Source organism: Micrococcus sp. FDAARGOS_333, from assembly GCF_002206575.2.
Lineage (GTDB): Bacteria > Actinomycetota > Actinomycetes > Actinomycetales > Micrococcaceae > Micrococcus > Micrococcus lylae.
Genome location: NZ_NJFJ02000001.1, coordinates 666,366 through 688,989 on the forward strand (window position 1 = coordinate 666,366; position 22,624 = coordinate 688,989).

Here is a 22,624-nt window from a genome sequence, read left to right on the forward strand (position 1 = left end):
TGGAAACTCTCAGGTCAATGACAGAGCGGGGAGGTGAATGATCATGCCGCACCGGCAGGACCCCTCGGAGGTACCCGTGACCAGCACCCATCCGACCGCAGACGAGACCACGGCGCTGCCGCAGTCCGCGCACGAGCCGCGGGACACCGCCTCGGCGCCGTTCGTCGACCGCCACATCGGGCCGCGCGCCGACGACGCCGCGCACATGCTCGAGGTGCTCGGCCTCGACTCCATCGACCAGCTCGTGGACAAGGCCGTCCCCCCGGTCATCCGCATGGAGGGCGGCCTGGACCTGCCCGCCCCGCTCACCGAGTCCGCCGTGCTCGAGCAGCTGCGCGAGATCGCCGGCCGGAACGTGATGAAGACCCAGATGATCGGCCAGGGCTTCTACGACACCGTCACCCCCGGCGTCATCCTCCGCAAGGTGCTGGAGAACCCGGCCTGGTACACCGCCTACACCCCGTACCAGCCCGAGATCTCCCAGGGCCGCCTCGAGTCCCTGCTGAACTACCAGACGATGGTGCAGGACCTCACCGCCCTGCCGATCGCCAACGCGTCCCTGCTGGACGAGGCCTCCGCCGTGGCCGAGGCCGTCCTCCTGATGCATCGCGCCAACAAGAGGAAGGGCAGCGGCGTCACCCTGCTGGACGCCGACCTGTTCCCGCAGACCCTCTCCGTGGCGCAGCTGCGTGCCGACGCCGTGGGCATCGAGGTCCACGTGGCGGACCTGTCCGCCGGCATCCCGGAGGACGTCAGGGCCGTCGTCGAGGAGAAGGGCCTGTGCGGCATCGTCCTGCAGCAGCCCGGCGACTCCGGCCGCCTGCACGACCACACCGCCGTGATCGCCGAGGCCAAGGAGGCCGGCGCCCTCGTCACCGTGGCCGCGGACATCCTCGCCCTCACCCTCATCACCCCGCCGGGCGAGCAGGGCGCGGACATCGCCGTCGGCTCCACCCAGCGCTTCGGCGTCCCGCTGTTCTTCGGCGGCCCGCACGCCGCCTACATGGCCGTCCGCGAGGGCATGCAGCGCTCCCTGCCGGGCCGCCTCGTGGGCGTCTCCCACGACGACGCCGGCAAGCCGGCCTACCGCCTCGCCCTGCAGACCCGCGAGCAGCACATCCGCCGCGAGAAGGCCACCTCCAACATCTGCACCGCCCAGGCGCTGCTGGCCATCACCGCCTCCATGTACGCCGTCTACCACGGCCCGGCCGGCGTCGCCCAGATCGCCCGCCACGCCCACCGTCAGGCGCACCGCCTCGCCACCGCGCTCGCCGGCGCCGGCGTGAAGGTCGTCCACGAGGCTTACTTCGACACCCTCACCCTCGAGGTGCCGGGCGCCGCGGAGCAGATCCGCGCCGCCGCCGAGGACAACGGCGTGAACGTGCGCGTGGTGGACGCGGACACCGTCCGCGTGGCCTGCGACGAGACCACCGTGGACGAGGACCTCGCCGCGGTGCTCGCCGCCTTCGGCGCCGATGCCTCGGCCCTGCCGGCGCCCTCCCACGAGGGCGCCGTGGCCGCCCCGGCCATCCCGCAGGAGCTGCTGCGCACCTCGGAGTACATGACCCACCCGGTCTTCAACACCCACCACTCCGAGACCCAGATGCTGCGCTACCTGCGCCGCCTCTCCGGCTACGACCTCGCCCTGGACCGCACGATGATCCCGCTGGGCTCGTGCACCATGAAGCTCAACGCCACCGCGGAGATGGAGGCCATCTCCTGGCCGGAGTTCTGCTCCATCCACCCGTACGCCCCGGCCCACCAGACCGAGGGCTGGAGGTTCCTCATCGAGGACCTCGAGGCGAAGCTGTCCGAGATCACCGGCTATGCCGGCGTCTCCGTGGCACCGAACGCGGGCTCGCAGGGCGAGTTCGCCGGCCTCTGGGCCATCCGCCGGTTCCACATGGACAACGGCGAGGGCGAGCGCGACATCTGCCTCATCCCGGCCTCCGCGCACGGCACCAACGCGGCCTCCGCGGTGCTCGCCGGCCTCAAGGTGGTGGTGGTGGCCACCGCGGAGGACGGCACCATCTCCGCCGAGGACCTGGACAAGAAGATCGCCGCTAACGAGGGCCGCATCGCGGCCATCATGATCACCTACCCCTCCACGCACGGCGTGTACGACGCCGACGTGCGCGAGGTGTGCGACAAGGTCCACGCCGCCGGCGGCCAGGTGTACATCGACGGCGCGAACCTCAACGCCCTGGTCGGGCTGGCCCAGCCGGGACGCTTCGGCGGCGACGTCTCCCACCTGAACCTGCACAAGACCTTCTGCATCCCGCACGGCGGCGGCGGCCCGGGCGTGGGCCCGGTGGCCGTGGGCGAGCACCTGGTGAAGTACCTGCCGTCCCGCGAAACGCTCATGACCGCGGCCCCGCACGGCTCCGCCGGCGTGCTGCCGATCTCCTGGGCCTACCTGCACCTCATGGGAGCCGAGGGCCTCACCAAGGCCACCGGCCACGCCCTGCTCGGTGCGAACTACATCTCCCGGCGCCTGGCGGAGCACTACCCGACCCTCTACACCGGCGAGGGCGGCCTGGTGGCCCACGAGTGCATCCTCGACCTGCGCGAGCTCACCGCGAAGCACGGCGTGACCGCGGAGGACGTCTGCAAGCGTCTCATCGACTACGGCTTCCACGCCCCGACCCTGGCCTTCCCGGTGGCCGGCACCCTCATGGTGGAGCCGACCGAGTCCGAGGACCTGGGGGAGCTGGACCGCTTCATCGAGGCGATGATCTCCATCCACGGCGAGATCGTGGAGACCACCCCGGAGACCCTGGCCGACTCGGTCCTGCGCAACGCGCCGCACACCGCGGCCGTCCTGACCGGCGACGAGTGGGACCGCTCCTACTCGCGCTCCCAGGCCGGCTACCCGGTGGCCTCCCTGCGCCAGGACAAGTACTTCCCGCCCGTGGGCCGCATCGACGGCGCGTACGGCGACCGCAACCTGGTCTGCTCGTGCCCGCCGCCGGAGGCCTTCGAGGAGGAGACCGACGCGACCGCCACCGCGGACGCCTGAGAGGAGACCACCATGTCCGAGAACCTGCGCAACTCCCCGCTGCACGCCGTCCACGAGGCCGCCGGCGCCTCCTTCACCGACTTCGGGGGCTGGAACATGCCGCTGAAGTACGGCTCCGAGCTCGCCGAGCACAAGGCCGTCCGCTCCGCCGCAGGCATCTTCGACCTGTCCCACATGGGCGAGGTCCGCGTGACCGGGCCCGAGGCCGGCGAGATGCTCGACTACGCGCTGTCCAGCGTCATGTCCACGCTCAAGCCGGGCCGTGCCAAGTACAGCCTGTGCCTGACCGACGCCGGCACGGTCCTGGACGACCTCATCGTCTACCGCATGGACAACGGCGCCGAGGGCTCCGTCCCGGAGTACCTGGTGGTGCCCAACGCCGGCAACGCCGCCTCCGTGTACACCGCCCTCGCCCAGCGCGCCTCCGGCCGCGACGTCACCGTCACGGACGAGTCCGCGGACACCTCCCTGGTGGCCGTGCAGGGCCCGCAGGCAGAGCAGATCCTGGCCCAGGCCATGCCGGCCCACGTCCAGGAGCTGGCGGAGCTGAAGTACTTCGCCCACATCACCCTGGCGCTGCCGACCGGCGCGGGCGACGTGGAGGTCCTCGTGGCCCGCACCGGCTACACCGGCGAGGACGGCTTCGAGCTGTTCGTGCACGCCGGCTCCCCGGAGGAGGCCGGCGACCGCGGCTCCGCCGTGTGGAACGCCGTGGTGAAGGCCGCCGAGGCCGCGGGCGTCGAGCTGACCCCGTGTGGCCTGGCCTCCCGCGACTCGCTGCGCCTCGAGGCCGGCATGCCGCTCTACGGCAACGAGCTGGACAACGCGCACCAGCCGCACGCCTCCGGCGTCTCCTTCGCCGTCCCGGCGTCCAAGGAGGCCGACTTCGTGGGCAAGTCCGCGCTCCAGGGCAAGGACGAGGTGTCCCAGGTGCTCGTGGGCCTGAAGGGCGCCGGCCGCCGGGCCGCCCGCCACGGCTACGCGGTGCAGGACACCGAGGGCAACGTGATCGGCGAGGTCACCTCCGGCGCCCCGTCCCCGACCCTCGGGCACCCGATCGCCATGGCTCGCATCGACCGCGCGTTCGCGGCCGAGGGCACCGAGCTGCTGGTGGACCTGCGCGGCCGCGGCGAGTCCTTCTCCGTGGTGCCCCTGCCGTTCTACCGCCGTGAGCGCTGAGCACGTGCTGAACTCGGCACAGTGACGACGGTCCGCCGTCTCGGGCTCCGAGCCTCCTTCGCTAGGATGGGTCTCCGAGCCGGGGCGGCGGGCCTCGTCCGCGTCCGGGCTCGACCGTCCATCGTCCACTGTCAGGATCCTCCGCATGACTCATGTCGCCTCCCGCGCCCGGGTGTCCAAGAAGGCGTTCGTCGTCTTCGCCGTCGTGGCGCTGACCATGATCCTGCTGGCCGTCATGGTGATGTTCCGCGGCATGGTCGAGGAGGGCCGCCGCATGCAGATCGTCGAGGTCGTGGACGGCACCACCGTCAAGATCAACGCCCACGGGGAGGAGAAGCTCGTCAAGATGGCCGGCCTGACCGCCGGTCCCCGCAACCCGGACGGCCTGCGGGTCGGCCCGGCGCTCTGCATGGGCGAGAAGTCCTATGTGTGGCTGCGTGACCGCCTCGTCGCGGGAGCGACCGCGGTGGTGGACATCGAGGAGGTCGACGGCGAGGAGTACGCCACCTTCCGCATGGCCGGCGAGGACGTCAACCTGGCGATGATCGAGGAGGGCATGGCGGCCCCCACCGGCATCGGTGTGGGTGAGGCCGAGGCCTCCGAGATGCGGTCCGTGAACGAGAAGGCGTACACGCGCAACATCGGCCTGTACGACCTCGAGGAGCGCTGCACCGTCAACAGCGAGCTCTACGAGGCCGAGTACGCCCTGGACGTCATCTCAGACGACGTGGAGCCGTCCATCGCCAAGATCGACGAGAAGTCCGTCGAGCTGGGGCAGGCCGTGGACAACGTCCGTCTGGTGCAGGAGGACATCCACAACCTCGACCCGGAGGGCACGGACTTCGTGAACACCGTCTGGGGCCCGTCCAAGGACCTCCTGGTGGCCGAGGCGGACGAGATCGCGGACCGCGGCATGAAGCGCCTGCGCGACCTCAACGACCGCCGCAACGAGATCTACTCGCGCTGAGCCGGCGCCGGGGTCCGCCGCCCCTGTCCGGACCCGCTTCACGACGTCGGCGCGTCACCGTCCGAAGGTGACGCGCCGACGTCGTGGGTGTGGCCTCCGGTGCCATGCCGGAGGGGGCAGGTCAGTCGAGGGAGAGGGTGACCAGGCCCAGCTGCGCGGAGCGGATGATGGCCTGGACGCGGTCTCGGACCTCGAGCTTGTCCAGGATGCGGGTGAAGGTGGCCTTCACGGTGGACTCGGACAGGTGCAGGCTCTGGGCGATCTCCGTGTTGGACTGGCCGCGGGCGAGCAGGCGCAGCACGCCGAGTTCGCGGTCGGTGAGGTCGGAGCCGTCCGGGTCGCCGGGACGCACCGGCCGGGTGCCGACGCCGGGACCGTCCTCCTCGATGGCCGTGAGCAGCTTCTTCGTGACCGTGGGGGAGAGGACGGACTCGCCACGGTGCACGGCGTGGATGGCGCTCAGGATGGAGGCCGGCTCGGCGTCCTTGACCATGTAGCCGGCGGCGCCGGCGCGCAGGGCGGGGACGAGGTAGTTCTCCGAGGTGAAGGTGGTGATGGCCAGGACGCGGATCTCCGGGTGGTCGCGGGCGATGTGGCCGGTGGCCTCCACGCCGTCCATGACCGGCATCTGCATGTCCATGAGGACGACGTCCGGGGTGGTGGCGTCGCAGGCCTCGAGGGCCTCCGCGCCGTTGGCGGCGACGCCGATGCAGCTCATGCCGGGGGCCGAGTCCACGAGGGTCTTGAGGGCCCCGCTCATGAGCGGCTGGTCGTCCACGATGAGCACGCGAAGATTCTGGGTCACCGCATCAGCGTAGAACACGCGCGGGTGTAGCACGGATCACAGTGCGCTTTTCATAGGCAGACATACGGGATGCGGCGTTTTCACAGGAAAAAGTATGGAGTGCGGGGTTTCCTGTGAATCTGCGCTCTGTGGTGTTCAGGCCTGGTGCGGTGTGTGAGCTGCATCCCATAATGCTGGACATGAAGACTCGTACCTTCGCTGCCAGCATCCTGACCGCTGCCGCCCTGTTCACCATGGCTCCCGCCGCCTCCGCCGCGCCGACCGGCACCGGCTCCGACGTCGCCGAGACCACCGGCTTCGCCAAGGGCACCCGAGACTACTTCTGCTACAACTTCGGCATGTTCTGCGACTGATCGTCCGGCATACCGGAACGGGTGACTTCGACCGGGACGATCGACCTCACCCCCGCTGAACCGTCGCCTGCGAAGGCGCCGGTTCAGCGGGGGTGGTGTCGCTTCTGGGACGCACGCCAGTGCAGTCCCTGGTATCTGGGGATCGTCAGCATCCTCGTGGTGCTGTCGATCTCGTCCGACCTCGTCTCTGAGGTCACGGAGCTGGAATCGGCTGAGCGCCAGGACAGGTACGTCCTGATCCTGGGTCTGCTGGCGGCGGCCTTCCTGCTGCAGTGGGTGTCCACCACGGTGGCGTTCACTGCTCTTCTGCCCGTCTATTTTCTGGCGCGAACGGGCGGGGAGACCCTTCCCATCCTGCTGTACGGCACTCTGATCGTCAGTGCCGTCGTGGCGACGGCCAATGCGCTGTTCAGTGTCATCGCCAGCGTGCTGGCGCTGGGGTGGGCCGTGCTCTTTCCGTCTCTGCTGCATCAGCCGGCATCGACGATCTGGTTCTCGGTGATCATCTCGGTGATGGGCATCGGCGTGGGGCTCTTCGTCCGATTCGCCTGGATGCGCCGCGAGGCAGACGCCCTCAAGATCCAGGAGGCCCGCCGGCAGGCGCTGGAGGCCGCGCTGCGTGAGCGGCGGGTCCTCGCCCGAGACCTGCATGACATCGTGGCGCACAACCTCACGATCATCTCGATGCAGGCGCGTACCGCGCAGTTCGTCGGCACGGACGAGGCCGCGCGTCAGGCGCTGGACGTGGTCGGCAGCTCCGCCAAGGATGCGCTGGTGGACCTGCGGCGCATGCTCGCGCTGATGCGCGAGGAGGGCGTGGTGGGGGATCAGGCGCAGCCGGGCCACTCCGGTTCGGAGTCGAGCACCTCGGTGGACATCGACCTCGGCGTCTCCCGGGTCTCCCACGAGCTCATGGAGCTGGGCTTCACCGTGCGCGCGGACGTCCGGCTTGAGGGGAGAACGGTCCCCTTGGGCACCCAGAGCACGCTCTACCGCGTGCTCCAGGAGGCCACCAGCAACATCGCCAAGCACGGGGACCGCAGCGAGCCGGTGCAGATCTCCGTCGGATTGGAGGGGGCGGACGTGGTCCTGCGGATCTCCAACGCGATCGAGCGCCGGCCCCAGGGCAGGAAGGGGCGCGGCGGACAGGCCTGGAACTCCTCCGGCGTCGGCCTCAACTCGATGCGCGAGCGCGTCTCTGCCTTCGGGGGCACGTTCAGTGTGGGGCCGGAGGGGGAGCAGTGGCGGCTCGTGGCCGCCGTCCCTGCACGTGATCCCGCGGACGTGTGATGTATGTCACACCGTCCGCGAAAGTGTAGACAAAAGTCCACTACCGGTCCGGCTGTGGCCCTGACTACAGTGGAAAGTGCCCCAAGAGACGGTGCACAGTGCAGGACGACACCGACCGGAACAAGCCTGAGGGGATGCGGGCCCGGGAGGACGTTCTAGGGGGAAGGCGGCGGTCGCAGACCGCCGCCTTCCTTCTCTCTGCACGACGTGCAGTGCCGCAGGCCTGCGGCACGATCACCTACATGTGAGGCCTCGCCTCGTCGCCGGGGTCCGGCCGCTGCAGTGGCCGGACCCCGGCGATACGCCTGCCCAGGGCTGCATGCTCCGTGGCAGACAGGCACGCCCTGGACGGGTCAGGCGGCCGCCTGATCCGGATGCTGCTCCGCGCCCGCGTCACCTGCCTCGTCCGGGCCGCCGACGACCTTCACCAGCGGGCGGGCGGCCACGCGTCCCAGGCCCATGAGGATGCCAGCCGGGAAGCCGATGACCGGGATGAGCATCGGCAGGATGCCGCCGGCGCCCTGGGTCAGCACCACCAGGCCGTACAGCATGCCCACCAGGGCGTAGGCGAGCACGTGTACCCATTGATTGAGCACGTGGCGGAACGCCCAGTTCACCAGCAGGCACAGCGGCAGGCCGACCACCAGGCCGGCCAGGCCCACCACGGTGAGCAGCGGTGTCAGGCTGCCGAACTCCTGCAGGCTCGGGATGAGGGCCAGCACGAGCACGAGCGCCGCCATCAGCAGGTTCGGGACCAGCCAGGCCACCAGAAACCCGTAGATGCTCATGTGCAGGCGCGGGCGTGGCCCTGCGGCGGCTCGGGCGGCCTTGCGGCGGGCACGGGCGGTGCTCTTCACCGGGGCGGGGGTGGTCATGGCGGGGCGACTCCGAAGTCAGTGGACGCAGCGGGCGGCTCCCCACTCTAGTCACCCGGCCTGACTCGGACCTGAGTGCGTCGTCAGCCCTCCGCGCCGTCCACGGCGAAGGTCAGCTCCTCCGGGGACGGCCAGCTCTCCAGTGTGGCGCGGGCCTGCCAGGCGTCGTCCGAGTCCTGGTCCACCGGCTCGACCGCGAGGGAACCGAGCTCACCGTCCACCACGCACAGGCGCACCTCGAACTCCTGGCCCTCGTGGGTGAAGCGGCCGCGCACGGGCCAGGTGAAGTCGTGCGGAACGGCGCGGACCAGCGGGGTCTCGGCGTCGACCACCAGCGGCAGCCAGTCGGTGAATTCGACGCCCGGCTCCTGCTCCACGGCCTTCGTGTGCGCCAGCTGGGCGCGCAGTGCGGCCTCGCCCGGCAGAGCGGCGCCCTCGGCCAGGGCCGGGTCCAGGATGGTCTCCAGCAGCACGCGGGCGGCGGCCGGGACCGGGACCGGTGCGAGTCCGTCCTCATCCTCGGGCATGTCGTCCATGAAGCGCAGCAGGGCACCCTGCTGTACGGCGTCGCGGTGGGTGCGGCGGGCGGCGGCATTGCCCAGCAGGGCGGCGGCCACGCCGAGCACGGCCATGGCCGCGCGCGGATGCGTCAAGCCGGCCTTCTGGGCCAGACCGGTGGCGCCGACCTTCTCCAGCAGGTCCATGCTCTTGGCGTCCCACATCGCGTAGACGGCCGGGGCCAGGGCCACGAGCCCGCCGGCGGCAGCGCCTCCGGCCAGACCCACCAGGCCGTTGCGCAGGCGGGTGGTGAAGCGCGGGGTCACGCCGGCGGCGAGGGCACCCACATCCAGCGCGGCCCGGAGCTCAGCTGCGCCGTAGACGCCGGTGGCGGCGGCGATGATCCGGTTCACCGTCCTGCGCTCCCGTGCGTCCCCCTCCGAGGGGTCCAGCAGGCTGAGGGCCCCCAGACCCGCGGCGGCCAGCAGGCCGTAGCTGCGGCTGCCTGGTCGCAGGAAGCCGGGGCGGGTGGCCCGCTTCGGCAGATACGCGGCCGCCTCGCCGGACATCGGGGCGTGGGCGAACATTCCGAACTCGGTGGTCTTCATGCCTCCATCCTCTCTGGAAAGTCCGCTGCTGTCGCCATGAAGTCCGCGCCTGTCGCCATGCGCGGAGCTGGCTCTCTCCCGGAGTCCTCGTTCCGATCCGGAGCCGGCGAGACGCTCTCCGGATCGGAACGAGGGCTCTGAGGGGAGAGGGCTCAGCTCCGTCCGATGTAGGCCAGCAGACCGGCCAGGGCGGCGCGGTGCCCGGCCTCGAGGGTGGGCGCTATGACGGGCCCGAAGGCGGGGTGATGGTTCACCGGGTACTGCTCCGGTTCGCCCTGGAAGCCGCCGAAGTGCCAGTACACGAGGGGGACGCCGATGGCGTCGGCCAGGGCGCCCACGTCCTCCGAGCCCATGAACGGGGCGGCGGAGGTGACCTGCTCTGCGCCGAGCTCGGCGCGCAGGGCGGCGCTGACGCGCTCGGAGTGCTCGGGGTCGTTGTAGCAGCGGGGGAACGTGCTGATCGGCTCGACGGTCGGTTCCGGGGCGCCGGAGGCGGCGGCTTCGGCCTTCACGATGCGCTCCACGGCCGCCACCACCTGGTCCCGACGCTCGGGGGTGAAGGTGCGGATGTTGAGCTCGATGGTCGCCTCGGCGGGGATGATGTTCTCCTTCAGGCCGGCGTGGAACGTGCCGACCGTGACCACGGCGGACTCGCGCGGGTCCACCTCGCGGGAGACCACGGTCTGCAGCCGGGCCACCGCGTGGGAGGCCATCACGATGGGATCGATGCTGTCCTGCGGCTGAGAGCCGTGCGCCTGCTTTCCGTGGAAGGTCACCCGCAGGGAGTCGGCCAGGGCCATGGCGGTGCCGGGGATGACGTAGACGCTTCCGGCCTCCAGAGGCATGACGTGCTGGCCCAGGACGACCTCCGGCCGCGGGGCACGGTCCCAGAGGCCGTCCGCGACCATCGCCGCGGCGCCGGCTCCGGTCTCCTCGCCCGGCTGGAACACGAACACCACCGTGCCCTGCCAGGTCTCAGGCGCCTTCACCAGCTGCCGTGCGGCGGTGAGCGCTCCCATCACGTGCGTGTCGTGGCCGCAGCCGTGCATCACCGGGACGTCCCTGCCGTCCGCGAGGGTGCCGCGGGCGGTGGACGCGTAGTCCAGCCCCGTGTCCTCGAGGATCGGCAGGCCGTCGAAGTCCGCGCGGAACGCCACCGTGGCCGCCTCCGGGGACTCCGGGTGCCGCAGGATGCCGACCACGCCGGTGCCGCCGCAGCGGAAGTGCTCGACGCCGATCTCGTCCAGCTGCCGTTCGATCCAGGCGGCGGTCTCATGCTCCTGCATCGACAGCTCGGGGTGGCGGTGCAGGTGGACGTAGTCCGCGTGCATGCGCTCGCGCTCGGCGTCGGTCAGCCGCAGGGCCTGTGGCAGGCGGGTGGGGGTCGGCAGGGGAGCAGCGGTGTCGGTCGGGGAGGTCATGGGGTCCTCTCGTCGGCGATGGCGGCATGACGAAGCCCTCGTTCCGATCCGGAGCGCGTGCGGGGGTCTCCGGATCGGAACGAGGGCAACATGGGCGGGGGAGGCAGAGGTCAGCCCTGGCGCAGGCCGCCCTGCCACAGGGCGGCGAACGGGGTGTTGCCGTCCACGGCCTGGCGGATGCCGGCGGTCACGAAGGCCTTGGCGCGCCGCGCAGCCTCCAGCGGGGTGGCGCCCTTGGCCAGCTCCGCGGTCACGGCGGCGGCCAGGGAGCAGCCGGCGCCGGAGACGCCCTCGGTGCCGATCTTCGGCTCGGAGAGGACCTCCACGGTCTCGCCGTCCACGAACACGTCCACCGCATCCGGACCCTCGAGGTGCATGCCGCCCTTGGCGAGCACGGCGGCGCCGGAGACTTCATGGATCTTCTTGGCGGCGGCGATCAGGTCGTCCACGGTCTTCACGGTCATGCCGGAGAGCTGCTCGGTCTCAAAGTGGTTCGGGGTGGTGAAGGTCGCCAGCGGCAGCAGCTCGGCCTTCAGCGCCTGGTCGGTGTCCAGGGCGTGGCCGGCCTCCTGGCCCTTGCAGATCAGCACCGGGTCCAGCAGCACGTGGTCCCACTCCTGGGACTTCAGGGCCTCGGCGGTGGTGCGGATGACCTCCGGGGAGCCCTGCATGCCGAGCTTCACGGTCTTCAGGGTGCCCTCGTAGTCCTTCTGGACAGCCTCGAGCTGGTCCGCGATGACCTCGGTGGGCACCGGGAAGAAGCGGTGGTTCCAGTCGTCCTTCGGGTCGAAGGAGACGATGCAGGTCAGGGACACGATGCCGAAGACGCCCAGCTCCTGGAACGTCTTCAGGTCGGCCTGGGCGCCGGCACCGCCGGTGGCCTCGGAGCCGGCGATGGTGAGTGCGATGGCGGGGCGCTCTGTGCGCGCGATCACGTCAGACATGAGGTCGATGCTACTCCCGTGGGGGCTGTGCCTTCACCCGCGCCCGTCACAGATGTCAGGTGCCCGGGTCCGCAGGGATTCCGCCGTGGGCAGAGCCGCCGTGCTGGCGCGCTCCCGGCCTGATCGACCAGAGTGGACGCATGATCCTGATCAACCTGAAGTTCACCGTCAAGCCCGAGCTCGCCGACCAGTGGATGGACGCCGTCGCGAAGTACACCGCAGACGTCCGCAGCGAGGAGGGCAACATGTTCTTCGAGTGGTACCAGCCGGTGGAGGGCGAGAAGAACGAGTACTTCCTGCTCGAGGGCTTCACCGACGAGGGCGCGAAGGCCCATGTGGAGTCCCCGCATTTCCAGGAGGGCATCGACGCCATGAAGCCGCTGCTCGCCAAGACCCCGCAGATCATCTCCGAGCAGATCTCGGCCGACGGCTTCGGCCCGATGGGTGAGATCCAGATCGACGAGTGAGCCTTCCGGCCCGCTGAACTCCGGCTGAGCCCGTCTCAGCTCTCCAGGGCGGCCCGCACCGATGCCAGCACGGCGTCCGTGTCGGGCCGCCCTTCGTCCACCGTCACGACGACGGTCCTCACCCGGGCGGTGTCGGCCGCCGGGCTCGGGGGCCGGGTCAATGCCCGGACCAGGCCGGTCAGGTCTTCGGCGAGCCGCTCCTCGGCGTCGGTGGCGTCCGGCAGAACGCCGGTCTCGGCGCCCTCCCGCAGCCAGCCGCGCAGCGCCGCGTTGTGGACGGCCACGGCGGCGCCGGCCAGGCCGAACGCCGTGGCGTCCCCGTCGGGCAGTGTCTCCGGCCGGCCGCGCAGCCAGCGGGCGAAGAGCCGCTCGTAGCCGTGCGAGCTCAGCAGCTCCCGGTTCCGCAGCGCCTTGGACTGCCGCAGCAGCCGGTACCGGGCCTGCGCCTGTGCCGGGTCCGCGGCATGGTGTCGGAACACCCGCCGCACGGCCTTCACGAGCGCGTCCGCGGTGGCTTCGGGGCCGGGGTCCGCGCCGTCCAGGAACTCCTCGAGCTCCTCGAGCAGCACCGCATGGTCGTGGAAGACCACGTCCTCCTTGGAGCCGAAGGTGCGGAAGAACGTGGCTCGGCTGACGCCGACCGCAGCGGCGAGGGCGTCCACGGTGGTGGCGTCCCAGCCCTGCTCGTCCAGCAGGCGGATGAGGGCGGGCGTGTGCGCGGCGAGCCTCTTGTTCATGTCGACGATCATACGCAGTCTGATACGGCGTATCACTTGACCTGAAACTCAGTCTCATACGATGCTGGATCCAGCATCCCGCGCCGGACAGGCGGAGGCGAGCGGCCGTCGTCGTGAGGCTCCGCGCACCGTGAGGCCCCCGCCGCACGGACCCGGCGCTCCACCTCCCACCGAGAGGACCTGCCATGACCGAGCAGCTGCCCACCGCCGAGCCCGAGTACGACATCACCGGTCCCCTGGACACGGACGCCTACGCGATCTTCGAGGACATCGACGAGCAGGACCTCGTCCTCTTCAAGGCCGCCCGCGCCTACCTCACCCCCGAGGTCCAGAAGACCCTCCAGGACGCCTGGGACAAGGGCGAGTACCCCACCGGGCTGATCCCGGGACTGGCCGAGGCGGACCTGCTGCGTGACGGCGTCGAGGTTCAGGGCAAGCCCACCTACTCCCGCCTCGCCTCCGGCCTGGCCACCATGGAGCTGGCGCGCATCGACGGCTCGCTGTCCACCATCGTGGGCGTGCAGGGCGGACTGGCCATGCGCTCGATCCAGATGTGCGGTTCCGACGAGCAGAAGGCCAAGTACCTGCCGAAGATGGCCGCCGGCGAGCTCTACGGCGCGTTCGCACTCACCGAGCCCACCCACGGCTCCGACTCCGTCTCCCTCGAGACCACCGCCACCCCCGTGGACGGAGGCTGGAGGATCAACGGCCACAAGAAGTGGATCGGCAACGGCGCCGCGGGCGGCATCACCGTCACCTGGGCCCGCTCCACCGAGGACGGCCAGGTCAAGGGCTTCATCGTCCACCAGGACACCGAGGGCTACACGGCCGAGGTCATCCGCGGCAAGATGTCCCTGCGCGCCATCCACCAGGCCCACATCACCTACGACGACGTGTTCGTTCCGGCCGAGGACGTCATGCCGGAGGCCACCTCCTTCAAGAACACCGCCGCCGTCCTCTTCGCCACCCGCGTGGGCGTGGCCTGGGCCGCCGTCGGCCACGCGGTCGGCTGCTATGAGGCCGCCGTGCAGTACGCGCAGCAGCGTGTGCAGTTCGGCCGCCCGCTGGCCCACTCCCAGGTGGTGCAGGAGCGCCTGGCCCGTATGCTCTCCGAGCTGACCCAGGTGCAGCTGCTCGTGCTGCGGGCCTCCCGGCTCGAGGACTCCGGCCGCCTCACCGGCCCGCAGGCCTCGCTGGCCAAGTACTCGGCCACCCGCGCCGCCCGGTCCATCGCCGCGAACGCTCGCGACCTGCTCGGCGGCAACGGCATCCTCGTGCAGAACGAGGTGGGCAAGCACTTCGCGGACATCGAGGCCATCCACACCTACGAGGGCACGGAGACCGTGCAGGCGCTCATCGTCGGCCGCGACATCACCGGCAAGGGGGCGTTCGCCTGAGCCTGAGGGACGGCGCCGGGCCGGTGCGAAGCCGGGGCTGGCCGCCAGCCCTGCCGACGCCTTCCCGACGACGGCACCGTCCTGGACGTGCTCTGTCCACACCGTGGACACAGCCTGTTGCGCAGGTCACCGTGTGGCCTAGGTTGGGGCCATGGAGAACACGCCCCGCGACCACACCCACCGGTGGCCGTCCCGCGTCGCCGACCACTCGTCCGCCGAGGACCGCAACGCGATCCGCCGCATCAACGAGCTGGCGTTCGAGACCTCTGCCGAGGCGGACCTCGTGGAGGAGCTCCAGAACGACGAAGAGGCCTGGCTGCCGCAGTTCTCGATGGTCACCATGACCGCCGCGATCCCCGGCACCGACCTGCACTCGGATCCCGTGGCATACGGCCTGCTGTGCCGCGCCCACATCGGGGACGCCGAGACCCTCGCGCTCGCCCCGCACGGTGTGCTGCCGGAGCACCAGAACCAGGGTGCCGGCACCGCGGTGGTGAAGGCGCTGCTCGCGGCTGCGAAGGAGGCCGGCGAGCCTCATGTGGTGGTCTACGGCTACCCCGAGTACTACCCGCGCTTCGGCTTCGAGGATGCCGCCGAGTACGGCGTCACCGCCGCCTTCGCGGACCGCCCGGGGGCCCTCCAGATCCTCGTCCTCGACCAGTCCGTCGAGGTCCCCTCGGGTGAGTTCGCCTACCCCGAGGCGTTCGGCGCGGAGACCCGCGCCCCGCTGAGCTGACGACGGCGGGCGCCCGCGGGGTGGGGTGACACCACGCGGGCGCCGCCGGCGTCGACCCCCGTGCGCGGCCGTCCTCACCGGAGAGGGTGGCCGCGCACAACCATGTCCGGGGCGGAACGGGCTGGGCAGGGACGCAGCTGATCCCCTGTGTGCCACGAGTCGGAAAGCCGGCCTCGACAGGCGGAGTTCCGACGCTGCGGACACAGAGAGCGAGCCTTCCCGGCCCCCGCCTCACTTCTTGCCGGCGTAGTACCGGCCGAGGGTCTCGGCCTTGAGCTCGGCGAAGGTGCCGTCTCCGATCGACGCGCGGATGCGGTCCACCAGGGACACGGTGAAGCGCTCGTTGTGGATGGACACCAGTGTGTGGGCGACCATCTCCTTGGCCTTCATGAGGTGGCGGATGTAGGCGCGTGAGTAGTGCGCGCAGGTGTAGCAGTCGCACTCGGGGTCCAGCGGGCCCCAGTCCCGCCGGTACTTGGCGCCGGGCAGGTTGTAGCGGCCGTCGCGGGTGTAGAACGCTCCGGTGCGGGCCACGCGGGTGGGGGAGACGCAGTCGAAGGTGTCCGCCCCGTTCTCCACGGCGGTGAACAGGTCGTCCGGCTCGGAGATGCCCAGCAGGTGCCGCGGCCTGTCTTCCGGCAGAACGGAAGCGCACCAGCCGACGATCGTCCCGAGGTTCTCCTTCTCCAGGGCCCCGCCGACGCCGTAGCCGTCGAAGCCGGCCTCCGTGCCGTCCGCGTACCGGGTGGTCATGGTGGACAGGTCGGCGCAGGCCTTGCGGCGCAGGTCCTCGTACTGGGCTCCCTGGATCACCCCGAACAGCGCCTGGTAGGGGCGGTCGGCGCGCTCGGCGGTGAGGCGGGCGTGCTCGTCCAGGCAGCGCTGGGCCCAGCGGCGGGTGCGCTCGAGGGCCTCCTCCTGGTAGCCGCGGGAGTTGTGCAGGGTGGTCAGCTCGTCGAAGGCGAACATGATGTCCGCGCCGAGGTTGTGCTGGATCTGCACGGAGCGCTCCGGGGTGAACCGGTGCCGGTCCCCGGTGAGGTGGGACTTGAACCAGACGCCGTCCTCGTCCACGTTGGCCAGGCGCTCCTTGCCCGGGGCAACGGCGTCGTCGGCGCCCTGCCCGTCCGGGGCGGCGGGGCCCTTCATGTCGATGACCTTTTTGAAACCCGAGCCGAGGCTCATCACCTGGAAGCCGCCGGAGTCGGTGAAGGTGGGGCCGTCCCAGTTCATGAACCGCCCGAGCCCGCCGGCCTCGTCGAGCAGCTCGTCGCCGGGCTGCAGGTACAGGTGGTAGGCGTTGGCCAGCAGGGCCTGCGCGCCGAGCTCCTCCATGGACTCCGGCAGCACGGCCTTTACGGTGGCCTGGGTGGCCACCGGGATGAACGCCGGGGTCTGGATCTGCCCGTGTGGGGTGGTGATGACGCCGGTGCGGCCGTGGCCGGGGCCGTCCTCCAGCCGCCCGGTCACCTCGTATCCGAAGTGCGAGGGGTGGGCGGGCTGCGGCGCGGGGGTCTCGGCGTCGTGGAGGGGCATGGGATCCATCGTAGTGAGTGGGCCGTGGGACGGCCCTCGGGCCGGCGCCCGTCGGTGCCTTCCCGTGCCTCTGCGCGGGCTGTATGCTCGGTGCACCGCTGATGGGGGCGGAAGTGGCGCGTAGTCTCCTCCCTCACATGTCCCGAGGAGAAGAGCCATGACCGCAGCGCACGCCGCCCCCGCCGCACGCCCCGCCCGGCCCACCGGCACGATGGTCGCCGCCGGCCTGGCGATGACGGTCCCGTTCGCGGTCACTGTGCTCATGATGCTGACGGAGGCCCCGTTCCCGAACTCCGTCGCCGGGAGCCACGCCCTGGTCGCCGCCCAGCATCTCGTGGCGCTGCTCGGGGCCGTGGTGCTGTTCGCCGTCGGCCGTCGCGTCGGCTCTCCGGTGCGGCGCCACGGCCTCACCGCGGTGATCGTCGCCGTGGTGCTGATCGGCGCCCAGGTCTCCGTCCAGGTCGCCGACCCGAACATCGGCGGCGGTCTCCTGTGGTTCGTGGCCGCCCTCGTGCTGGCGGTCCTCGGCGCCATCGCCGTCGTCCGCTCGCGGCGCGCCTGAGCCGTCCGACGCACACGGAAGGGGCGTCCCGCCGGGGGCCGCCCCTCCGCCGTCCCCGGATCAGGCCTCCAGCGCGTCCATCACCGCGGAGGCCACGACCAGGTCCTGCCAGGGCATGCCGGTCGTCACGACGACGGCAGGCACCCCCGCCTTCCGTCTCGCCCGGCCTGTGGCCAGGTCCGCGAAGGTGACCAGCTCCGGCTCGGTGACGGCGCCGGACTCCATGCCGAGCACCACTTCGCCTGCCTCGCGCAGCGCCGAGTCGCGCGACTCCACGACCACCTGGCCGCGGGCGAGCAGGGCCTCGTCCAGCTCACGGGTGTCCGGGGTGTGGGCGCCCATCGCCACCACCACGGCGTCGTCGCGCACCAGGGCGCCGTCGAACAGTGGAGACGCGGAGGCGGTGCAGGTGACCACCACGTCCGCTTCGGCAACAGCGTCCTCGCCGCCGGCCTCCGCGGAGACGCCGAGTTCGTCGGTGATGCGCGCGGCCAGGGCCTGTGCCTTCTCCGCGCTCCGGCCGACCACGGTGATCCGCTCGACCTCCAGGACGTCGCAGAACGTCACCGCGTGCTCCCACGCCTGGACTCCGGTGCCGAACAGGACGAGGTGAGCGGCCGCCGTCGTGGTTCCGCCGGTGGCCGAGGAGCCGGCGGGGACGGCGCCGGCGAGGCGCGCGCCGAGTGCGGACACGGACGAGGTGCGCAGGTTCGTGAGCTCGATGCCGTCCAGAACGGCGCGCGGCGCCTGCTCGGCACCGCCGAAGAGGACGTAGACGCCCTGGATGACCGGCAGGTCCGCGTCCGCGTTCTCCGGGGTGAGCGTGAGCAGCTTCGTGCCGACCTCCTCGCCGCGGGTGGACGGCATCTGCATGAGCATGCCCGTGGAGGTCTCCACGCGGGTGCGCGGAGCGTCGGTCTCCGGGTCGAGTCCTTCGCGCAGAGCGCGCTCGAGGGCCTCGACCGCGGCCGTCGGGCTGAGAGCGGAGCGCAGGGAGGGTCCGAGGACATGGGGCAGCTGAGAGGGGGCAGGGGCGGCTGTGCTCGGATCCGTCATGGACTCCACCGTACGGAATCCGCCGCGGGCGCACCGGGTCCGCGGTGGCGGATACTGTGAGGGACATCAGGAGGCTGCCCGTGCAGCGCCGCCTCCCCGCATTCCCGAGAGGACACCGATGAGCCACGAGCACCCCGGCGGCGGCCGGCGTCGCCGCCACGGCGAGACGCCGTCCTGGTACCAGGGCGGCGGCGACGAGCAGCAGGAGCCCCGCCCCTGGGAGCAGGAGGGGTACGCGGACGCGGGATACCCGCAGTACGGCCGCGACGGGCAGGGCCCCCACGTGCAGGGCACCTACGGGCCGGGCTCCCACGGACAGGGCACCTATGGGCCGGGCGGTCAGGTCGGGCCGTACGGCCAGGCCCCGCCGCCGGGCTACGCCGGGGCGGGGATGCAGCCCTGGGCAGGCGGGATGGCGCCGCAGCAGTACACCTCGCCCAAGTCGTTCATCGCCACGTGGCTGCTGTCCCTGTTGCTCGGCATCCTGGGAGTGGACCGGTTCTACCTGGGCAAGATCGGCACCGGGCTGCTGAAGCTGTTCACCTTCGGCGGCCTGGGCATCTGGTACCTGATCGACGTGATCATGACGCTGGCCCACGGCCAGACCGACGGCGTCGGCCGCAAGGTCCGCGGCACGCGCAACGAGCAGGCGGCGGCGGTCATCATCACCGTGGTCCTCTGGGTCATCGGCGGCGCCGTCAACGGCGGAAGCTGACACCGGCCGGCATCAACACAGCAGGCTGACACCGACCGGCAGATTCGCGCGTCCGGCCAGAGGGTGCAGACCGCCGGCCACGGATCCGCACGCCGCACGGTGGCACGACGAAGGGCCAGGACGTCGTCACGACGTCCTGGCCCTTCGCGCTGAGTACAGGCGATCGGCGCCCGTCCTGAGGGGCAGGGCGGGCGCCGACCCGTGATCCCCGGCCGAGGCGAGGGGCGGCCTCGGCCGGGGATCACTTCACGCGGATCGTGGTCGTGTCGACGACCTCACCCTCGTGAAGGATGTCGACGGCACCGGTGTAGGTGCTGGTGCCGTCCGTGTCCAGGACGCCCTGGAACACGTGGGTCTCACCCGGGGTGACCTGGGCGGCGGCCGGGTCGAAGGTCAGCACCCCGGTGTCCTCGTCCGTGGGGAAGGACACGCGCAGCGTGTACGGCACGGTGGTGTCCGTCTGGCCCTTCGCCACCACGTGGATGGTGTGCTGCGGGGCGGAGGAGTAGATCGGGCCCTCGTAGATCTCGGCGCCGGTGCCGCGAGTCACGGAGCGGGCCACGGGGTAGCCGGCCCACGAGCTCGTGACGTAGATGTCCAGGTCAGCCTCCACATCGCCCACGGTCTCGGCCTCGATGCGCACCCTCGGGTAGCCGCGCGGGTAGTCGAAGTCGTGGCCGGTCAGGCGCTCATCCGACGGGTCGAAGACCAGCTGCTCCGGGGCCTTGCCGGTGGACTCCTCGGCGCGGACGAGGCCGCGCACGCGAGTCTCCAGGACGCCGTCCACGCCGACCTTCACCGGAAGCTCCAGGCCCTGGGCGTCACGCTCGGCCTCGACCACCGCCGGGGACTCCGCCACGCCCGGGCGCACGGCGACCGGGATGCGGACGGTCTTCTTGCCCGGGCCGGTCCACACGATGTGCCCGGTGGCGAACTCGCCGGCCGGTGCGCCGGCGGCGCTCACGGTGATCTCCACATCCTGCGACTGGCCGACCTTCGGCTTGATGCGCTGTGGGGAGACGCGGACGTCCAGGCCCTCGAGGCCCTCCACCCTGGCGGTCCACGGGCCGTTGTTCCCGCCCACGTTGGTCAGGGTGCGCGTCACGGTCTGGGAGCCGTACAGGTCACCGATCGCCAGCGACGGCAGGTTCAGGTCCGAAGCGTCGATCGGGGTGTCGGAGACCGGATTGCCGGTGTCCGAGTACACGACGCCCTGACCGGCGAGGAAGTCGTACCAGTCGTCGCGGTCCGAGTCGAAGGTCAGCCCCGGGTTCATCATGCGGGTCGGGTCCACGAAGCCGGCGCCCCCCGCGAACGGCGAGGTCTGCTCGGCGTGGTCTGCCGCGGTGGTCATCAGCGCGGACTTGATCTGCATGGGACTGAAGTCCGGGCGACCCTGCTTCACCAGGGCGGCGAGGCCGGCGATGTGCGGAGAGGACATCGAGGTGCCGGAGGCGTACGCGAAGTCCTCGCCTCCGAGGGTCGGGGAGTATGCGGCGAGCACGTCCACGCCCGGGGCGGAGATGTCCGGCTTCAGCAGGTCGGAGTCCGCGGCCAGGGACGGGCCGCGCGAGGAGAAGGCGGCGACCAGCGGGGTCGGGGTGGTGGAGCCGGCGTTGGTGTCCAGGATCGAGCCGGTGGCGCCCTCGGACGAGGCATAGGCCACCACAGCCTCGCGTGCGGAGGCCGGCAGGTGCACGGTGGGCACGGCGTGGACGTCCGCGTTCAGGCCCTCGGCCTCGGACACGTTCACCAGCACCATGCCCACACCGCCGGCGGCCTCGACGACGGAGGACTTCGCGGCGCGGCCGTTCTCGCCGCGGTCGCAGACCACGAGCTTGCCCTCGGTCTTGGCGGGATCCAGGGTGTCCGCGATGCAGAGCGCAGCCTTGGCCGGGTCGGCGCCCTCGGCGGCGAGGTCCCCGGCATAGGCCATCGGGGTGTCCTCGTCCAGCGGGCGGGTGATCGAGGCGCCGATGTGGCGCTCGCCGTCACCGGTGACCAGGGTGTGCTCGTACACGGCGTGGGTGGAGGCGGCCACGGTGGTGATCCACGGGGAGGCGTGGGCCGTGGTGGAGGCGGTCGGGCCGGAGTTGCCGGAGGAGGCGGCCACGAACACGCCGGCGGAGGCGGCGTTCAGGAAGGCGAGCTCCACCGGGTCGACGACCTGGTTCCGTGAGCCGGAGATGGAGTAGTTGATGACGTCCACGCCGTCGGCCACGGCGGCGTCGATGGCGGCGACGGTGTCCGCGGTGGCACAGCCGGAGGAGGTGACGCCGTCCCAGCAGGCCTTGTAGGCCGCGACATGGGCTCCGGGGGCCATGCCGGAGATCTCGCCGCGTTCGGTGCCGCCGACCGTCGCGGTGACGCCGTGGTTGCCGGCGGCGGTGGAGGCGGTGTGCGTGCCGTGGCCGCCCGCGTCCAGCGGGGACAGGGACTCGTAGTCGGCCAGGCGGGCGGCGCCGAAGCCGCTGACGAAGTACTTCGCGCCGATCAGCTTGTCGTTGCAGGAGTCGGCGGGGAAGCCCTCCTCGTCCTCGGTCTGGCAGGAGCCGGTCCAGTCTGCCGGAGCGGCGGGGTGGCCGTCGTCGGCGAAGGAGGGGTTCTCCGGACGGATGCCGGAGTCCACGACGCCCACGACCACGCCGCGGCCGGCCGCGGACGGATCGGACTTCTTGCCCACCAGGTCGGCCCAGACGCCCTTCTTGCCGGTGAGGCCGAGGACGTCGGGCGAGGAGACGGTGTCCAGCTGGCGGATCTCGTCCGGGACGACGGCGAGGACGGCCGGGTCGGCGGCCAGTGCGGCGGCCTCCTCGGCGGTGAAGGTGCCGGCGAAGCCGTTGACGGCGGTGGTGTAGCGGGTGTGGACCTTGCCCTGGGAGAGGCCGGCCCGCTTCATGGCCCGGTCCTGTTCGGTGCCGAGGCGCTGGGCGTACTTCTTGGCGGCGGCGGACTTCGGGTTGAACGTGTCCGTGCCGCGGCCGAGCCCCTTGCCGGGCTTGGTGGCCGCATAGCCCGGGACGTCTCCGGAGTAGTTGGCGACCGGCTCGTCCATCATGAGCACGATGTAGCCGCCGTCTTCGAACTTCTCGGGGCTGGTGCGCGGGCCGGAGGCCAGGGCCGCCGCGGCGGTGCTCTGACCCGAGACGGTGGCTAGGGACTGCTCTGCGGAGGCGGTGGCGGTCTCGCCCTGCTGGGTGCCGATCGCCGCGGTGGCGCCGGACAGGGCGAGCGCGACCGCGGTGGTCACGCCGAGCAGCCTGCGGCGACGTTGCATGGGGTGGGACATGGGATTCCTTCATCGAACGGTGCGAGGCGGCGTCCGGACTCCGTGGGGTGACACGGGCGGAGGGCCGTGCCGCCCACTTCAGCACGTTGTGACGACCACCACATAGGATTCATGGTGACGCGATGGCGTCATGGCATGCATGCGCCAGACAGGGCGCCGAGCACGAGAGG

At 71.3% G+C, this 22,624-nt stretch carries 19 protein-coding genes; 10 read left to right on the forward strand and 9 right to left on the reverse strand.

Annotated features, from left to right (window positions below; translation table 11 throughout):
• The first annotated feature begins 37 nt into the window (after positions 1-37).
• From gcvP to CEQ11_RS03080, 3 genes are all read left to right on the forward strand, one after another.
• Entirely contained in the window at positions 38-3,019 is a 2,982-nt protein-coding gene (gene gcvP / locus CEQ11_RS03070; RefSeq protein WP_369804908.1) for an aminomethyl-transferring glycine dehydrogenase, read from the forward strand.
• A 12-nt stretch (positions 3,020-3,031) separates the two neighbouring features.
• On the forward strand, positions 3,032-4,198 hold the full coding sequence (gene gcvT / locus CEQ11_RS03075) for a glycine cleavage system aminomethyltransferase GcvT (protein ID WP_088477711.1): 1,167 nt from the start codon (positions 3,032-3,034) through the stop codon (positions 4,196-4,198).
• 145 nt (positions 4,199-4,343) lie between these two features.
• Positions 4,344-5,165, forward strand: coding sequence for a thermonuclease family protein (locus CEQ11_RS03080; protein WP_088477712.1), 822 nt, complete (start codon positions 4,344-4,346; stop codon positions 5,163-5,165).
• Positions 5,166-5,286: 121 nt separating this feature from the next.
• On the opposite strand, the gene CEQ11_RS03085 is transcribed toward CEQ11_RS03080, so the two are convergent.
• On the reverse strand, positions 5,287-5,970 hold the full coding sequence (locus CEQ11_RS03085; RefSeq protein ID WP_088478870.1) for a response regulator transcription factor: 684 nt from the start codon (positions 5,968-5,970) through the stop codon (positions 5,287-5,289).
• A gap of 179 nt (positions 5,971-6,149) precedes the next feature.
• Between CEQ11_RS03085 and CEQ11_RS12855 the strand changes: the two genes are divergently transcribed.
• Both CEQ11_RS12855 and CEQ11_RS03095 read left to right on the forward strand, forming a co-directional pair.
• The gene (locus tag CEQ11_RS12855) at positions 6,150-6,323 is read left to right on the forward strand and encodes a hypothetical protein (RefSeq protein ID WP_193762975.1); all 174 of its coding nucleotides are present in this window, start codon (positions 6,150-6,152) and stop codon (positions 6,321-6,323) included.
• 159 nt (positions 6,324-6,482) lie between these two features.
• Positions 6,483-7,613, forward strand: a complete 1,131-nt coding sequence (locus CEQ11_RS03095) for a sensor histidine kinase (RefSeq protein ID WP_127913448.1) — start codon at positions 6,483-6,485, stop codon at positions 7,611-7,613.
• A 353-nt stretch (positions 7,614-7,966) separates the two neighbouring features.
• Here the strand turns inward: CEQ11_RS03095 and CEQ11_RS03100 are convergent, their stop codons facing one another.
• The 4 genes from CEQ11_RS03100 to thiD all read right to left on the reverse strand — a co-directional run bounded on the left by CEQ11_RS03100 (position 7,967) and on the right by thiD (position 11,959).
• Positions 7,967-8,488, reverse strand: a complete 522-nt coding sequence (locus tag CEQ11_RS03100; RefSeq protein ID WP_102957477.1) for a hypothetical protein — start codon at positions 8,486-8,488, stop codon at positions 7,967-7,969.
• Positions 8,489-8,571: 83 nt separating this feature from the next.
• Complete coding sequence (locus CEQ11_RS12860) at positions 8,572-9,594, reverse strand: hypothetical protein (RefSeq protein ID WP_088477715.1); 1,023 nt, start codon at positions 9,592-9,594, stop codon at positions 8,572-8,574.
• A 152-nt stretch (positions 9,595-9,746) separates the two neighbouring features.
• Positions 9,747-11,015 (reverse strand): amidohydrolase, encoded by a 1,269-nt coding sequence (locus tag CEQ11_RS03110; protein WP_088477716.1) that lies wholly within the window; start codon positions 11,013-11,015, stop codon positions 9,747-9,749.
• Between the two features lie 110 nt (positions 11,016-11,125).
• Positions 11,126-11,959, reverse strand: coding sequence for a bifunctional hydroxymethylpyrimidine kinase/phosphomethylpyrimidine kinase (gene thiD / locus CEQ11_RS03115; RefSeq protein WP_088477717.1), 834 nt, complete (start codon positions 11,957-11,959; stop codon positions 11,126-11,128).
• A gap of 140 nt (positions 11,960-12,099) precedes the next feature.
• Here thiD and CEQ11_RS03120 point away from each other — a divergent pair, with 140 nt between their 5' ends.
• Positions 12,100-12,426 (forward strand): putative quinol monooxygenase, encoded by a 327-nt coding sequence (locus tag CEQ11_RS03120; RefSeq protein WP_067190758.1) that lies wholly within the window; start codon positions 12,100-12,102, stop codon positions 12,424-12,426.
• A gap of 35 nt (positions 12,427-12,461) precedes the next feature.
• On the opposite strand, the gene CEQ11_RS03125 is transcribed toward CEQ11_RS03120, so the two are convergent.
• The gene (locus tag CEQ11_RS03125; RefSeq protein ID WP_088478872.1) at positions 12,462-13,163 is read right to left on the reverse strand and encodes a TetR/AcrR family transcriptional regulator; all 702 of its coding nucleotides are present in this window, start codon (positions 13,161-13,163) and stop codon (positions 12,462-12,464) included.
• 185 nt (positions 13,164-13,348) lie between these two features.
• On the opposite strand from CEQ11_RS03125, the gene CEQ11_RS03130 reads away from it, so the two are divergent.
• Positions 13,349-14,560 (forward strand): acyl-CoA dehydrogenase family protein, encoded by a 1,212-nt coding sequence (locus CEQ11_RS03130; protein WP_088477718.1) that lies wholly within the window; start codon positions 13,349-13,351, stop codon positions 14,558-14,560.
• Positions 14,561-14,711: 151 nt separating this feature from the next.
• Positions 14,712-15,296, forward strand: coding sequence for a GNAT family N-acetyltransferase (locus tag CEQ11_RS03135; RefSeq protein ID WP_127913449.1), 585 nt, complete (start codon positions 14,712-14,714; stop codon positions 15,294-15,296).
• Between the two features lie 231 nt (positions 15,297-15,527).
• Here CEQ11_RS03135 and tgt read toward each other — a convergent pair whose 3' ends face one another.
• The gene (gene tgt, locus CEQ11_RS03140; RefSeq protein WP_227718707.1) at positions 15,528-16,832 is read right to left on the reverse strand and encodes a tRNA guanosine(34) transglycosylase Tgt; all 1,305 of its coding nucleotides are present in this window, start codon (positions 16,830-16,832) and stop codon (positions 15,528-15,530) included.
• Positions 16,833-16,989: 157 nt separating this feature from the next.
• Here tgt and CEQ11_RS03145 point away from each other — a divergent pair, with 157 nt between their 5' ends.
• The gene (locus tag CEQ11_RS03145) at positions 16,990-17,394 is read left to right on the forward strand and encodes a hypothetical protein (protein WP_088477720.1); all 405 of its coding nucleotides are present in this window, start codon (positions 16,990-16,992) and stop codon (positions 17,392-17,394) included.
• Positions 17,395-17,454: 60 nt separating this feature from the next.
• On the opposite strand, the gene CEQ11_RS03150 is transcribed toward CEQ11_RS03145, so the two are convergent.
• Complete coding sequence (locus CEQ11_RS03150; RefSeq protein ID WP_088477721.1) at positions 17,455-18,450, reverse strand: ornithine cyclodeaminase family protein; 996 nt, start codon at positions 18,448-18,450, stop codon at positions 17,455-17,457.
• 118 nt (positions 18,451-18,568) lie between these two features.
• Between CEQ11_RS03150 and CEQ11_RS13050 the strand changes: the two genes are divergently transcribed.
• Complete coding sequence (locus tag CEQ11_RS13050) at positions 18,569-19,165, forward strand: TM2 domain-containing protein (protein ID WP_227718708.1); 597 nt, start codon at positions 18,569-18,571, stop codon at positions 19,163-19,165.
• A 241-nt stretch (positions 19,166-19,406) separates the two neighbouring features.
• Here CEQ11_RS13050 and CEQ11_RS03160 read toward each other — a convergent pair whose 3' ends face one another.
• Positions 19,407-22,454: a S8 family serine peptidase gene (locus CEQ11_RS03160; protein WP_088477722.1), complete on the reverse strand. Its 3,048-nt coding sequence runs from the start codon at positions 22,452-22,454 to the stop codon at positions 19,407-19,409.
• Positions 22,455-22,624: the final 170 nt, after the last annotated feature.